This window comes from Salibaculum sp. (assembly GCF_035270045.1).
Classification (GTDB): Bacteria; Pseudomonadota; Alphaproteobacteria; order Rhodobacterales; family Rhodobacteraceae; genus Salibaculum.
On sequence record NZ_DATFIP010000084.1, the window covers coordinates 32786 to 45955 of the forward strand.

General features: G+C 65.6%; 19 protein-coding genes and 1 tRNA gene. 13 read left to right on the forward strand and 7 right to left on the reverse strand.

The features are described from left to right. Positions 1-43: 43 nt before the first annotated feature. Entirely contained in the window at positions 44-1129 is a 1086-nt protein-coding gene (locus tag VJ897_RS14395; RefSeq protein ID WP_324056440.1) for a PA0069 family radical SAM protein, read from the reverse strand. A 171-nt stretch (positions 1130-1300) separates the two neighbouring features. On the opposite strand from VJ897_RS14395, the gene VJ897_RS14400 reads away from it, so the two are divergent. Further along, the gene (locus VJ897_RS14400) at positions 1301-2005 is read left to right on the forward strand and encodes a cobalamin B12-binding domain-containing protein (protein ID WP_324056442.1); all 705 of its coding nucleotides are present in this window, start codon (positions 1301-1303) and stop codon (positions 2003-2005) included. A 69-nt stretch (positions 2006-2074) separates the two neighbouring features. After that, the gene (locus VJ897_RS14405) at positions 2075-2704 is read left to right on the forward strand and encodes a DUF1638 domain-containing protein (protein ID WP_324056443.1); all 630 of its coding nucleotides are present in this window, start codon (positions 2075-2077) and stop codon (positions 2702-2704) included. Between the two features lie 50 nt (positions 2705-2754). Here VJ897_RS14405 and VJ897_RS14410 read toward each other — a convergent pair whose 3' ends face one another. Then, positions 2755-3174: a SufE family protein gene (locus VJ897_RS14410; protein ID WP_324056444.1), complete on the reverse strand. Its 420-nt coding sequence runs from the start codon at positions 3172-3174 to the stop codon at positions 2755-2757. A gap of 135 nt (positions 3175-3309) precedes the next feature. Here VJ897_RS14410 and VJ897_RS14415 point away from each other — a divergent pair, with 135 nt between their 5' ends. Then, on the forward strand, positions 3310-3804 hold the full coding sequence (locus VJ897_RS14415) for a hypothetical protein (RefSeq protein WP_324056445.1): 495 nt from the start codon (positions 3310-3312) through the stop codon (positions 3802-3804). An 18-nt stretch (positions 3805-3822) separates the two neighbouring features. Here the strand turns inward: VJ897_RS14415 and rnd are convergent, their stop codons facing one another. Genes rnd through purM form a run of 3 tightly spaced genes read right to left on the reverse strand, consistent with a single transcriptional unit; the run spans position 3823 to position 6647 of the window. Continuing rightward, on the reverse strand, positions 3823-4980 hold the full coding sequence (rnd, locus tag VJ897_RS14420) for a ribonuclease D (protein WP_324056447.1): 1158 nt from the start codon (positions 4978-4980) through the stop codon (positions 3823-3825). Between the two features lie 36 nt (positions 4981-5016). Beyond that, positions 5017-5610: a phosphoribosylglycinamide formyltransferase gene (gene purN, locus VJ897_RS14425; RefSeq protein ID WP_324056449.1), complete on the reverse strand. Its 594-nt coding sequence runs from the start codon at positions 5608-5610 to the stop codon at positions 5017-5019. Next, entirely contained in the window at positions 5607-6647 is a 1041-nt protein-coding gene (gene purM, locus VJ897_RS14430; protein ID WP_414706767.1) for a phosphoribosylformylglycinamidine cyclo-ligase, read from the reverse strand. The genes purN and purM overlap by 4 nt, the downstream gene beginning before the upstream one ends. 124 nt (positions 6648-6771) lie before the next feature. Here purM and VJ897_RS14435 point away from each other — a divergent pair, with 124 nt between their 5' ends. Beyond that, positions 6772-7680 (forward strand): sterol desaturase family protein, encoded by a 909-nt coding sequence (locus VJ897_RS14435; protein WP_324056454.1) that lies wholly within the window; start codon positions 6772-6774, stop codon positions 7678-7680. Between the two features lie 14 nt (positions 7681-7694). Here the strand turns inward: VJ897_RS14435 and VJ897_RS14440 are convergent, their stop codons facing one another. After that, the gene (locus tag VJ897_RS14440; protein WP_324056456.1) at positions 7695-7946 is read right to left on the reverse strand and encodes a hypothetical protein; all 252 of its coding nucleotides are present in this window, start codon (positions 7944-7946) and stop codon (positions 7695-7697) included. Between the two features lie 168 nt (positions 7947-8114). Between VJ897_RS14440 and VJ897_RS14445 the strand changes: the two genes are divergently transcribed. The 3 genes from VJ897_RS14445 (at position 8115) to VJ897_RS14455 (ending at position 10441) form a co-directional block, all read left to right on the forward strand. Further along, positions 8115-8996, forward strand: coding sequence for an MBL fold metallo-hydrolase (locus tag VJ897_RS14445; RefSeq protein ID WP_324056458.1), 882 nt, complete (start codon positions 8115-8117; stop codon positions 8994-8996). A gap of 49 nt (positions 8997-9045) precedes the next feature. After that, positions 9046-9122: transfer RNA gene (locus VJ897_RS14450), tRNA-Ile, on the forward strand. A gap of 155 nt (positions 9123-9277) precedes the next feature. Continuing rightward, the gene (locus VJ897_RS14455; protein ID WP_324056460.1) at positions 9278-10441 is read left to right on the forward strand and encodes a tyrosine-type recombinase/integrase; all 1164 of its coding nucleotides are present in this window, start codon (positions 9278-9280) and stop codon (positions 10439-10441) included. On the opposite strand, the gene VJ897_RS14460 is transcribed toward VJ897_RS14455, so the two are convergent. After that, positions 10438-10767, reverse strand: a complete 330-nt coding sequence (locus VJ897_RS14460) for an Arc family DNA-binding protein (RefSeq protein ID WP_324056462.1) — start codon at positions 10765-10767, stop codon at positions 10438-10440. The two genes, VJ897_RS14455 and VJ897_RS14460, sit on opposite strands and share 4 nt — an antisense overlap. Positions 10768-10851: 84 nt before the next feature. On the opposite strand from VJ897_RS14460, the gene VJ897_RS14465 reads away from it, so the two are divergent. The 6 genes from VJ897_RS14465 to VJ897_RS14490 all read left to right on the forward strand — a co-directional run. Next, positions 10852-11037 carry an Arc family DNA-binding protein gene (locus tag VJ897_RS14465; protein ID WP_324056463.1) on the forward strand — a complete coding sequence of 62 codons (186 nt, stop codon included), beginning with the start codon at positions 10852-10854 and terminating at the stop codon, positions 11035-11037. A gap of 31 nt (positions 11038-11068) precedes the next feature. Further along, the gene (locus VJ897_RS14470) at positions 11069-11302 is read left to right on the forward strand and encodes a hypothetical protein (protein WP_324056464.1); all 234 of its coding nucleotides are present in this window, start codon (positions 11069-11071) and stop codon (positions 11300-11302) included. Further along, positions 11292-11549 carry a hypothetical protein gene (locus VJ897_RS14475; RefSeq protein WP_324056465.1) on the forward strand — a complete coding sequence of 86 codons (258 nt, stop codon included), beginning with the start codon at positions 11292-11294 and terminating at the stop codon, positions 11547-11549. Before VJ897_RS14470 ends, VJ897_RS14475 begins: the two co-directional genes overlap by 11 nt. 69 nt (positions 11550-11618) lie before the next feature. Further along, positions 11619-11816 (forward strand): helix-turn-helix transcriptional regulator, encoded by a 198-nt coding sequence (locus VJ897_RS14480; protein WP_324056466.1) that lies wholly within the window; start codon positions 11619-11621, stop codon positions 11814-11816. A gap of 145 nt (positions 11817-11961) precedes the next feature. Beyond that, positions 11962-12726, forward strand: a complete 765-nt coding sequence (locus tag VJ897_RS14485) for a DUF1376 domain-containing protein (protein ID WP_324056467.1) — start codon at positions 11962-11964, stop codon at positions 12724-12726. Next, positions 12713-13170 (forward strand): hypothetical protein (locus tag VJ897_RS14490; protein ID WP_324056469.1); only part of this gene is annotated, 458 nt, incomplete at its 3' end. The genes VJ897_RS14485 and VJ897_RS14490, both read left to right, overlap by 14 nt.

The following is a 13170-nucleotide window of genomic DNA, read 5'->3' on the forward strand; positions in this document are numbered from 1 at the left end:
ACCAGGCGCCGACCGCGCGCGCCCGCAGCGCCTGTCCGCCGCATCAGAAAAGGCTTGGCTGTTCGGCGGTGCCCAGCGGCACCGCGAAGAGATCCGACCGAAGCGCGGGCATCTCGCGCGACAGGCCCAGCCTGTTGCAGGCCGCCCGGAACCGCGACCGGTAAAGCGCCGCCCAGGTCCCCTGCCCCGTCATGCGGCGTCCGAACGCCGGATCGTAGTCCTGCCCGCCGTGCAGGTCGCGCACCCGGCGCATGACCTTGCCCGCACGGTCGGGAAAGGCCTCGGCGATCCAATCCGCGAAAAGCCCCGCAACCTCCTGCGGCAGCCGCAGCGGGATCATGGAGGCTGCGACGGCCCCTGCCCCGGCGCCTGCCTCCAGGATCGCCTCCAGCTCGTGATCGGTCAAACCGGGCACCAGCGGCGAGGCGCAGATGCGCACCGGAACCCCCGCCGCCGCAAGCCGTCCGATCACCTCCAGACGCCGGGCGGGCGTGGGCACGCGCGGCTCCATCTTGCGGGCCACGCCGCGGTCCAGCGTCGTCAGGGAAATGCCGACCGCGCATAGCCCTTCGGCGGCCATCTCGCCGAGGATGTCGATGTCGCGCTCGATCAGGCTGCCCTTGGTCACGATCCCCACCGGATGGCGGAACCGGCGCAGAACCTCCAGCGCCTCGCGCATCAGGCCATGGGTCGCCTCGATCGGCTGGTAGGGGTCGGTATAGGTCCCGATGGCCAGCGGCGCCGGGCGGTAAGCCTTGCGCCGCAGTTCCCGCTCCAGCACCGCGGCGATCCCGGGCCGGGCCACGAGCCGAGTCTCGAAGTCCAGCCCCGGCGACAACCCCAACCAGGCATGGCCGGGGCGCGCGAAACAGTAGATGCAGCCATGCTCGCACCCGCGATAGGGATTGATGGAGCGATCGAAGGACAGGTCCGGGGAGGCATTGCGCGTGATCGCCGAGCGCGGTCGCTGCTCGGCCACCTGCGTGCGCAACGGCGGCGCGGCCTCTTGCGCGCCCCAACCATCATCCACCCGAACCCGCGTGTAGGGTTCGAACCGGCCGACGGCATTATCCAGCGCGCCACGTCCGCGCGCGGCCCCGTTGCCCAGTGGCGTGTCCTTGTTTTCCATACGGTCATCATGAACGAAACAAGAACGTCTGAAAAGCCGTTCCGCGCCACGCCCGGCCCCTTCATTTGCCCCGGCGTCGCATGACAGGCCCCCCGTGTCGCAATCGGCCCAGACCTGATGCGGCATTTCGGCGCAAATCCGGGGCAAGCTGCAGGCAAAGAGGGCAACCCCATGTCGGACGAAGACGAAGACATCATCCTGGCCGATCTGGACGACGGCGAACTTGTCGAGCAAATGTTCGACGACCTCTACGACGGTCTCAAGGAAGAGATTGAGGAGGGCGTCAACATCCTGCTGGACCGCGGCTGGGCGCCCTACCGCATCCTGACCGAGGCGCTGGTCGGCGGCATGACCGTGGTCGGCAAGGATTTCCGCGACGGTATCCTTTTCGTGCCCGAGGTGCTGTTGGCCGCCAACGCCATGAAGGGCGGCATGGCCATTCTCAAGCCGCTGCTGGCCGAAACCGGTGCACCGCGCATGGGGTCCATGGTGATCGGCACGGTCAAGGGCGACATACACGACATCGGCAAGAACCTGGTGTCCATGATGATGGAAGGCGCCGGCTTCGAGGTGGTCGATATCGGGATCAACAACCCGGTCGAGAACTACCTGGAGGCGCTCGAAGAACACAAGCCCGACATCCTGGGCATGTCCGCCCTGCTGACCACCACGATGCCCTACATGAAGGTGGTGATCGACACGATGGTCGAACAGGGCATACGTGACGACTATGTCGTGCTCGTGGGTGGCGCCCCGCTGAACGAGGAATTCGGCAAGGCGATCGGCGCCGACGCCTATTGCCGCGATGCAGCCGTGGCCGTGGAAACCGCCAAGGACTACGTGGCGCGCAAGCACAACCAGATGGCCGCGGGCTGAGGGCGCGGCCTGCACCATTCTCTCGGCCTCGCCCTGGCCCGGGCGGGGCCGTTTCGCATCGGGGGCCAAATGGACGACCAAACGCTGACGGAAACCGGAATGCCCCCCCGCGGCGAGGGCCGCGTGCTGCTGCTGGCCTGCGGGGCGCTGGCGCGCGAGATCCTCGCGCTGATCCGCGCCAACGGCTGGTCCCACATGGATCTGCACTGCCTGCCGGCCATCCTGCACAACACGCCCCAGAAGATCACCCCGGCCGTCGTCGAGGCGGTAAGGAAATACCGCGCCGCCTATGACCGCATCTTCGTGGTCTATGCCGACTGCGGCACCGGCGGCACGCTGGCGAAGACCTGCGCCGACCTTGGGGTCGAGATGGTCCCCGGCCCGCATTGCTATGCATTCTTCGAGGGCAACGACACCTTTGACGCCAGGGCCGACGCCAACGTCACCAGCTTTTATCTGACCGATTTCCTGGCTCGCCAGTTCGACGCCTTCGTGACCGGCCCGCTTGGCCTCGATCGCCATCCCGAGTTGCGCGAGATGTATTTCGGCCATTACGAGACCCTGGTCTACCTCGCCCAGACCGACGATCCGGCGCTGACCGAAAAGGCCCGCGCCTGCGCGGACGGCCTCGGACTCGCGTTCGAGCGCCGGTTCACCGGCTATGGCGACCTTGCCACCGCACTGGCCGAACAGGCCTGACCCTCACCTGGACGAAAACGCCTGCGCCGCAAAGGCGGCCCGGCGTCTGCTCAGCCCACCGTGCCTTCGGTCGCGGCGACGCCGCGAATCCGCTCGATCATGGCACGAAGTCCGTTCGAACGTTGCGCCGAAAGATGCTCGGTCAACTGAAGACGGCCCAGCTCGGCGCGGGCGTCCACCCGGGGCACCTCCTCGACCGGCACCCCGTTGTAAAGCGCCGCGAGCGTGGCGATCAGGCCGCGCACGATCATCGCGTCGCTGTCGCCACGGAAGGAGAATACCCCCCCTTCGACCCGCGGGACCAGCCAGACCTGGCTGGCGCAGCCCTCAACCTTCGTGGCCGGTACCTTCAGCGCGTCCTCCAGGGGGTCCATGGCCTTGCCCATGTCGATCACATGGGCGTAGCGATCCTCCCAGTCGTCCAGGAACTCGAAGGTCTCGACGATCTCTTCAAAGGCATCCGTGGCCATTCGCGCGCTCCTTTCGATCTCGTCCGTGATGTAAGCCCCCGCGCCGCCTGCGTCCAGTGGGTGCTTTTCACGGGCGCCAAGCTGCGCTAAGCCTTTCGAAGGCCGGTATCAGGCCGACAACCCGGGGGACATGACATGCGGCGCGGCATTCTTCTGACAGCACTCGTTCTGGCAACCACCTCCGGTTGCGCCCGGTTGGCCGAAAGCCCCGTCAACCCGCTCAACTGGTTCGGCGGCAACGATGGGTCAGCACGGACAGCCACGACGGCCCCGCAAGAGGTCCGGCCCCTCGTCCCCACCGGTCGGCAGGTCATCGTGACCGACAGCCGCGTGCCAGTGCAACGGATCACCGCGCTCTCGATCGAACGAACGCCCTACGGCGCCATCGTCTCGGCCACCGGTCAGGCCGACAGCCCGGGATATTTCAACGCCGAACTGGTGCCCGTCTCCGTCGAGGGGGGTGAACTGACGCTCGAACTGCGCGCCGAAGCACCGCCGACATTCGAAGCAGGGCGCCCCGCCCGCAGCCGCCAGGTCACCGTGGCCTACACGATGGACGCTGCCCAACTGGCCACCCTCCGAAGCCTCCGCGTCACCGGCGCCGGGAACAGTCTCACGGCGCGTCCCTGAGCGGGAGGCGACCCGGCGCTAGATCTCGCGCGCCACGACGTTGCGGCCCTTGACGACCAGGCCGATTTCACCGTCGCAAAGCCGCAGGGCATCCGCGCCGAACACCTCGCGCCGCCAGCCCCTGAGGGCGGGCACGTCCCGTTGACCGGCCGCCAGCGCATCGAGGTCGGCGGAACTGGCAAGCAGCTTCTGCGCCACGCCCTCGCCCTCGGCCTTCGCCTTGAGCAGCACCCGCAGCATGTCCGCCAGCGCGGGGTTCACCTGCAGCTTTTCACGGGACTGATCCGGCTTGGGCATCTCATCAGGGGGGGTCTCCAGCCCCACCTTGACGGCGCGCAGGATGCCTTCGGCGATTTCACCGCGCCGCGCCTCTCGGAGCAGCAGCCGCGAGCGCGACAGGTCCTTGTCGGATTGCGGTTTGGTCGAGGCCAGTTCAACCAGGGCGTCATCCTTGAAAACCCGGTTACGGGGAATGTTGCGTGCCTGGGCATAGCCTTCGCGGAACCGCGCCAGTTCGCGCACCACGGCCAGGACCTTGCCCGAACTGGTCCGCGTCTTGATCCGTTTCCACGCCTCGGCCGGATCGACCCGGTAGGTGGCCGGGTCCTGAAGCACGGCCATTTCCTCGGCCACCCATTTCTTGCGGCCCGACCGGGCGATCTGCCGGTCCAGCTCCTCGTAGATGACCCGCAGGTGGGTCACGTCGGCCAGGGCATATTTCTTCTGCGCCTCGGTCAACGGGCGGCGCGACCAGTCGGTGAACCGGCTCGACTTGTCCAATGATGCCTTGGCGATCCTGCGGACCAGGGTTTCATAACCCACCTGTTCGCCGAACCCGCAGACCATGGCCGCCACCTGCGTGTCGAACAGCGGTTCGGGGATGATCCCGGCATCGACATGGAAAATCTCCAGGTCCTGGCGCGCGGCGTGAAATACCTTGACCACGCCATGGTCGCGGAAAAGCCCGTAAAGCGGGTCCAGCGACAACCCCTCGGCCAGCGGATCGACGAGGACGGCGGTCTCGTCGCCTTCGCCCGGATAGGCCAGTTGCACAAGGCAGAGCTTGGAATAATAGGTCCGTTCCCGCAGGAACTCCGTATCGACGGTGACGTAGGGGTGCTTGGCGGCCTCGGCACAGAAGGCGGCGAGATCCTCGGTCTTGGTGATGGTTTTCATGGGACTCCCTTAGCCTGTTTCGTCAGGGACCGAAAGTCAGGGCAGATCGACGCGCGACCGGTCGCCTGCCGCAAAGCGCCGCAGGACCATCGGGTAGAGACTGTGTTCCTGTTCAAGCACCCGCGCCGCCAGCGTCTCGGGCGTGTCGCCGGGCCGCAGCGGCACCCGAGCCTGGCCCAGGATCGGGCCGCTGTCGAGGTCGGCGGTGACTTCGTGTACGCTGCAGCCGGCCTCGGCGTCGCCGGCCGCCAGCGCCCGGGCATGGGTGTTCAGACCGGGGTATTTCGGCAGCAAGGAAGGGTGGATGTTCAGCATCCTTCCCGAGTAGCGCGTGATGAAAAGCGGCGTCAGGATGCGCATGAAACCTGCCAGGCAGAGGATATCGGGCGCATGGGCGTCAATGGCGGAAATCAGTTCCCTTTCAAAGCCTTCCCTGTCACCGTTGAAACTCCGATGGTCGACGGTAGTTGTGGCAATGCCACGGGCGCGCGCCTTTTCCAGGCCACCCGCGCCGGGGACGTTGGACAGCACCAGGCAAGGCCGCGCCGGATGATCGCCGGTCATGCTGTCGGCCAGCACCTCCATGTTGGACCCGCCCCCCGAGACCAGGATCGCGACCCGTTCGGTCAAGAAAGCGTGCCCCGGTAGCTGACCCCGTCGCCCTTCGTGACACGGCCCAAGGGCACCACCGTTTCCCCCTCGTCTGCAAGAACCGCCGCCACGCGTTGCGCTGCCTTCTCGGCCACGACAACGACCATGCCGATGCCGCTGTTGAAGGTCTTGAGCATCTCGGCGGCATCAAGGCCGCCCTGGTCGGCCAGCCAGCGAAAGACCGGCGGCAGCGGCCAGGAATCGAGGTCAACCTCGGCCCCCAACCCCTCGGGCAGGACGCGCGGCAGGTTTTCTGTCAGCCCGCCGCCGGTGACATGGGCCAGGCCATGGACGCCGCCCGCACGGATCGCGGCCAGAACCTGCGTGACATAAAGACGGGTCGGCACCAGCAGGGCCGACCCCAAGGGTCCCGGTCCCCAGGGGCAATCGTCGCCCCAGCCAAGGCCCGAGCGGTCGACCACCCGGCGCACGAGGGAATAGCCGTTGGAATGCACGCCGTTGCTGGCCAGCCCCAGCAGCACGTCGCCCTCGGCCACGCCCGACGGCAAGGCCGTGCCCCGCTCCATCGCGCCCACGGCAAACCCCGCCAGGTCGAAATCACCGCCCGCGTACATGCCCGGCATCTCGGCCGTCTCGCCGCCGATCAGGGCACAGCCGCTATCAACACACCCCTGGGCGATGCCCTCGATCACGCCGGCAGCGGTCTCCGCATCCAGCTTTCCGGTTGCGAAATAATCAAGGAAAAAAAGGGGCTCGGCCCCTTGGCAGACCAGGTCGTTGACACACATCGCCACGAGGTCGGTGCCGATGCCCTCCACCTCTCCGGTGTCGATCGCGATGCGCAGCTTTGTGCCCACCCCGTCGGTCGCTGCCACCAACACCGGGTCGTCGTACCCAGCGGCCTTCAGGTCGAACAGCCCGCCGAAGCCGCCCAGCCCGGCCATCACGCCAGCGCGATTCGTGCGCTTGGCCGCGGGCTTTATTCGGTCCACCAGCGCGTTGCCCGCGTCGATATCCACCCCGGCATCCATGTAGGTCAGGCCGTTCTTCGTCATGTCCAACTTTCCTTGCTCGGCGTTCGGCCAAGCCGATACAGGGTTTGACAAATGCGGGCAATGCCGCCGGCGGGGGCGGCACAGGAAACTTGACGGGCCGTCTCGCCGGGGCGATTGTCGATACATGCAAGGGATCTGGGACTTTCTGGTAGAGCATCTTGGACCGACAGAGGTTCTGTCGCCGATCTACCTTGCCTGTTTCTGCCTGATCGCGTTCTGGATCTACCTCGTGCGCAAGGAAGAGGGTGGTTTCATCGCCTTCCTGCTGCCGCGGGACATCTGGCGTCACCAGTCGATCCGGATCGATTTTGCCATGCTGATCATCAACCGGGTCATCGCGGCCATCGGCATCACCGCGCGCCTTGCCGCCGCTCCGGCGGTCGCGGCCTGGGTCGCCGGCCTGATCCCGCGCCCGATCCTGACCGAGCAACAGCTGACGCCCCTGTTGCTGGCCCTGATCGTCTTCCTGATCGGGGATTTCTTCCTTTACTGGGTTCATCGGGCCTATCACCGCATTCACACGATCTGGCCGCTGCACGCGGTGCATCACAGCGCGTCGGTGCTGACGCCCGTGACCACCTATCGCCAGCACCCGGTGGGCGCGCTTATCACCACGGCCCTCAACACGGTGGTTTTCGGGGTGATGTTCGGGGTGATCGCCGGAACCTACGGCCCGCATCTGACCTTTGCTGAAATCGCGGGGGCCAATGCCTTCATATTCCTGGCCAATGCCACGATGACCAATTTCCAGCACTCGCACATCTGGATCAGCTTCGGCCCGGTGCTGGAGCGCATCTTCATCTCGCCCGCCCAGCACCAGGTTCACCACTCGATCGAGCAGCGGCATTACAACCGAAACTTCGGACAGACGCTGGCCATTTGGGACTGGCTGTTCGGGACGCTCTACCTGATCCGCGAAAAGGAAGAGATCCGCTTTGGCCTGACGGACCAAGCCGATGCGCCCCTCATGACACATCGGCTTGGTCTTGTTCTACTGGATCCTCTGCGGCGGATGCTGACCCCGACCCGCTAGGGATCCGGCGGTGCTCAGAACTTCATGAGGATGTCGTCGTCGTCCTGGCTTTCCCGGCTGTCCATGGTGCTCTTGCTGCGCGAGGTGCCTTGCCCGGCACCGTTCATGAGCATGATCGCCCCCACAACCAAAAGCACCAGCAAGGCCCCGTTGGCATCGCCGGAGGAGCTCACGGATGGTCTCTCGGGTGAATAGGACCAGCTCATGCCTGCATGAGCAGAGGTCGCCATAACAGAGGCAACGGCCCCCAAAAGCAGATTCTTCATAGAATTTTCCTCCCCATATGAATGTATGCATATCAGAGACTATCAGGGCGCCAGCAAAACGGAACGCTTTTTTGCATCCCGTTCCAATCCGGCCCGTCGCCCCCTCTTGACGGCTCGCGCAACGACCCCACATACATTTAAGAAATCTAATGTATGAAAGGAAAGCGCATGACCTCGCAATCCCCGTCCCCCGTTGTCAGGGCCTTCTTCGATCGCCCAACCGGCAGCCTGCAATACGTCTTCCACGACGCGGCCACGCGGCGCGCGGCCATCGTTGATCCGGTCTGGAACTACTTTCCCGAGGCCGGCGCCGTCAGCACGCAGAGCGCCGACGAGATCCTCGCCTACATCCGCGAGGAAGGGCTGACCGTCGACTGGGTGCTCGACACACACCCCCATGCCGACCATTTCAGCGCCGGGCCGTACCTGAAGGAAAAACTCGGCGCGCCCCATGCCATCGGGGAAAAGGTCACCGGTGTGCAGCAATTGTGGCAGGGGCTCTACAACCTGCCGGACCTGGCCACGGATGGCGGCCAGTGGGACCGGCTCTTTGCCGAGGGCGAGGAATTCATGGTGGGCGAGATCCCTGTCAAGGTGATGTTCTCGCCCGGTCATACCCTCGCCTCGATCACCTATGTGGCCGGCGACGCGGCCTTTGTTCATGACACTCTGATGATGCCCGCCTCGGGCACCAGCCGCGCCGACTTCCCCGGCGGCAGCACCGAGGACCTGTGGAACTCCATCCGTGCGATCCTGGACCTGCCGGCGCAGACGCGGCTCTATGTCGGGCACGACTATCCGCCCGCGGGCGTCGCGCCGCAATACATGGCCACGGTCGCCGAACACCGTCTGAGCAACCGCCACGTGAAGGACGGCATCGGCAAGGCGGAGTTCATCGCCACTCGCGACGCGCGCGACCAGACCCTGAAACTGCCCGCGCGGATGCTGGAGGCGCTTCAGGTCAACATCCGGGGCGGCCGCCTGCCCCAGCCCGAAGCGGACGGGCACAGCTACCTCAGGAAACCGATCGGCCGGTTCGACCCGCGCTAGCGGTGCAGTGTTGACGCGCCAGCCCTTTCTGAGTAGCGGAAGGGTTGGCGGGCCTGTAGCTCAATTGGTTAGAGCAGAGCGCTCATAACGCTTTGGTTGGGGGTTCGAGTCCCTCCGGGCCTACCAGATTATGTTTCACGCCAGTTCGCCCGAGTCGGTAACCCCTTGTTTTCAAGGCTATCGCGAAACGGCAGGGGTCTATATGTTCGGTGCAGTTCTGTTCAGGTGTGGGAAAGAATGTGGGAACGATTTTCGCGGCGGTAGCCGGATAGGCGGCGCGGGTGGGTAGACTCAACGCGCGCCAGGTCGAGTCGATCAAGGCCCCCGGCCGTCACGGCGACGGCGCGGGGCTCTACCTTGTCGTGCAGCGGACCGGCGCGAAGTCCTGGATACTGCGCACCACGTTGCGCGGCCGTCGCGTCGACCTCGGCCTCGGTCCTGTCCATGCGCTAAGCCTGGCCGATGCGCGAGACAAGGCCCGCAGGTGGCGGGCGCTGGCGTGGGACGGCAAGGACCCCCGAGAGGTCGAGCGGCGCGACGGCATGACGCTGCGCAGCGCGGCGGCCGAGTTTCACGCCGCGCACCGGGCGAGCTGGTCGCATGGTCATGCGGTCCGCTGGTGGGGCCAGCTGGAGCGGCACGTGTTCGACAAGATCGGTGACCGGCCCCTGGGCGAGATCGAGGCCGCCGATCTTGTGACCGCCCTTAGCCCGGTCTGGACCGAGAAGAACGACACCGCGCGCCGCCTGTTGCAACGCCTCGTGGCGGTCTACGAAAGCGCCATCGCCAGCGGGACCCACACTGGCCCCAACCCGACGACCGGGCTGCTGCGCGTCCTGCCTCGGGTCCGGCCAGAAGTCGAACACTTCGGCGCGATGGACTGGCACCTGTTGCCCGAGTTCTACGCGGAGCTGGTCGAGCGTGACGCCATCGCGGCGCGGTGCCTGCGCTTCATCATCCTGACTGCCTGTCGCGGTGGTGAGGCCCGGGGCGCGACCTGGGACGAGATCGACCTCGAGGCCGGGCTGTGGACGATCCCGGCCCGGCGGATGAAGGCGCGCCGGCCGCACGAGGTCCCACTGTCACCGGACGCGCTGGCCATCCTCGAGGGGATGCGCGGCCTGTCGCCTGCCTTGGTGTTCCCCAGCCCGCAGAGCGGCGACGGCACCCGGCCCATGACCTCGGCCGCAATCGAGCGCCTGCTGGGCCGCATGCGGCGCGAGGGCATCACGAGCCATGGGTTCCGCACATCGTTTCGCAGCTGGGCGGCAGACCACGGCGCGGATCGAGAGATTGCCGAGTTGAGCCTCGGTCACCGGATCGGGAATGCCGTGGAACAGTCCTACCAGAGGTCCGCCATCCTGGATCGCCGCCGCGTCCTGATCGAGCGCTGGGCGGCGCATGTCACCGGCACGGCCGGGGCGACGGTGGTGAACATGCGTTAGCGGCGCAGCTTGGCCTCGTGCATGTCGAGCACCGCGCCGACCTTCAGGCCCAAGGTTTCGTCCAGCTCTTTGCGGAATTGCACCAACTTGGCCTGGCGCTCGTCCGGGTCCGTTTCTTCGGCGATGCGTTGCGCCAGCGTCTTGAGCCTGTCCTCGAGGTCCGTTCCCGGCAAGGGTTCGGGATATTTTTCATGCAGGACCGCCAGGATTTCAGAGTTCATGGACCGCCCGCTGGCCTCGGCCGCGCGCTTGATCCGGTCCCGCATGCCGTCCGGCATGCGCAGCATGAACTTGTCAGAGAGCGCGCGATGTTCGGATTCCGTCATAGTGTCAAATGGACAGAGATTGTCGGTTGACACAATGCTGTCCATTGGCCATTAATAGCATATGGACACTATATGGAGACCCACATGCTCAAGCCATTCCAGCTCCGGATACCGGAGGACCTGAAGGCCTTCATCGCGGAACAGGCCGCGAAGAATGTCAGCTCGCAGAATAGCGAGATCGTCCGCTGCATCCGCGAACGCAAAATCGCCCTGACGACGAATGAAACCCCCAACCCCGAAGGAAATCACGACCATGACAAAGGACACTGAAATGCCGCCCGTTGAAGATTTCGAGAGTAGCGTGAGCGAGCTGATCGCTTCCGTTATGCAAGTTCGCGAGGAGCGCATCGAGGAATATGGCCGGCTGATCGAAAATCTGTCGCAAGCCAAAAAGATGCTGGATTCGGGCGACCGGCAGGCGCTCAAAAGCCTCCTGACCGATATGATCGACGACGCCAGGACGCGCCACGTCGTCTTCAAGCGGACCCAGAAACAACTCCGGAAAGACTTGGAGGCGGCCGAGGATGATGGCTGATCGTGAGACGGCCGCGGCCGGCGGCTACAATGGCATCACCCCGGAATTCCGCGAAGCGTCCGAACACCTCGATGAGGAGCTGAACAGGTTGAAGCAAATCCTGTTCGTCGCCCACCGCCTGGCGCATGAGATCGAGGTTACGCCCGAGGCCGAGGCGCTGACCGAGATGGTCGAGCTGGCCGAGCGTGCCACCGAGAGCGCCCGCGCGGCCAAGGATGACGCCTGGCGGGCGCAGGGCGGCACGTAGGGGAAAAGCGCCACTGGAACGCGAAGGGCGCACCGGACAACGTGACCCGAGAGAACATAGGAGATCGACATGACCAAGGATGACAGGATGCTGACCGGCGCACAGGTCCGCGCCCGCTTGGGGATCAGCAAGACCGCGCTATGGGAGGGCTGTCGCCAGGGCACGTATCCCGCGCCGCTGCGCTTCGGCCCCCGGACGGTCCGCTGGCTTGAAAGCGAGATCGAGGACTTCATCGAGGAAGCCAAGGCCGCGCGCAAGGTGGCCTGAAAAGAAGACCGCGCCCGGCGAGGCAAGCACGGGCGCGGTCAGAAGATCGAAGTATCGAAGAACCCTGGCAGGTCTAGGAGGACAATACCGTGTCCCCGATTTCCCGGCAAGAGGAAATCACCCGCCCGGGCCGAATGAGGTCAAAATGGGCGACACGCCGTTCATCAAATTCTACCCTTCCGACTTTCTCGGCGGCGTCGGCGGCCTGTCTCCGGCCGAGCGCGGCACGTATATCACGCTGCTTTGCCTCATCTACGAGGCGGGCCAGCCGATACCCCGAGATGACGCGCGCCTGTCGCGCCGCTGCGGCGCGCCGAAGGCGGCTTTTCGGCGGATGCTCGAGGCCCTGCTGGACCAAGGCAAGATCACCGAGACGGACGGCATGCTGTCCAATCGGCGCGCCGAAAAAGCCCTCATGGACCGCACAAATCGAACACAAAACGCGACCCATGCGGCGCATCAAAAGTGGAGCGCACAGCGGCAAAAAACCAAAGGAAATCAACAGGGGAACGATGCGGGCGCAATGCCGCCGCAATGCGTGGCCGATGCCAGCCAGAGTCCAGAAGCCAGAAGAAAGGAATCCTCTATCGAGGATTCCCAAAGGAAGCGGCGCAAACCCCGAAAGCCCGAGGTCGAATTGCCCGAGGGGTGGGTGCCGAACGCGAAGAATATCGAGGACGCCCTCTTCAAGGGCCTGAAACAGCCGGAGATCGAAAATGAGGCACATCAATTCAGAGATCACCACCATGCAAAAGGCAGCGTGTTTCGAGACTGGGACGCGGCCTGGCGAAAATGGTGCGCCAACGCGGTCAAATTTCGCCGCCATGGCCCCTTGGCCGGCAGGAGCGGATCGACGGGCATGGGTGGCATCGCAGGCGCGGTCGCACGGCGTCGTGATGGCCAGGGATGAGGCACGGCTGGTCGCACGTGGCCCCCGAGCCGGCATCGCCGCCCTGACCCGCGACATCGAGGCGGCCATGGCCCCGGCGACCGAGGATGAGACGACTGCAGACCTGGTGCGCCTGTCGTTGATGACCAAGGGCGCGGCGCGAGACGAGGATCTGGCCGAGCTGCAATTGGCTGCCTACCTCGAGAACCTGCGCGCCTATCCCGGCGACCTGGTGCGCGAGGTGCTGCGCGGCTGGCGTGGCACGTTCTGGCCGAGCTGGGGCGAGCTTGCCGATGAGCTGGACAAGGCCACCGCGCCGCGCCGGGTCTGGCTCAACGCCCTGCGCTGGGCGGCGGTCTGCACCGACGACGAGGCAGAGCACGAGCCGACGACGCCCGAGAGCCGGGCGCGGATGCAGGCGCTCGTTGAGCGGCATTTCCCGGCCCTGCGGCGTGTGCCGGCTGA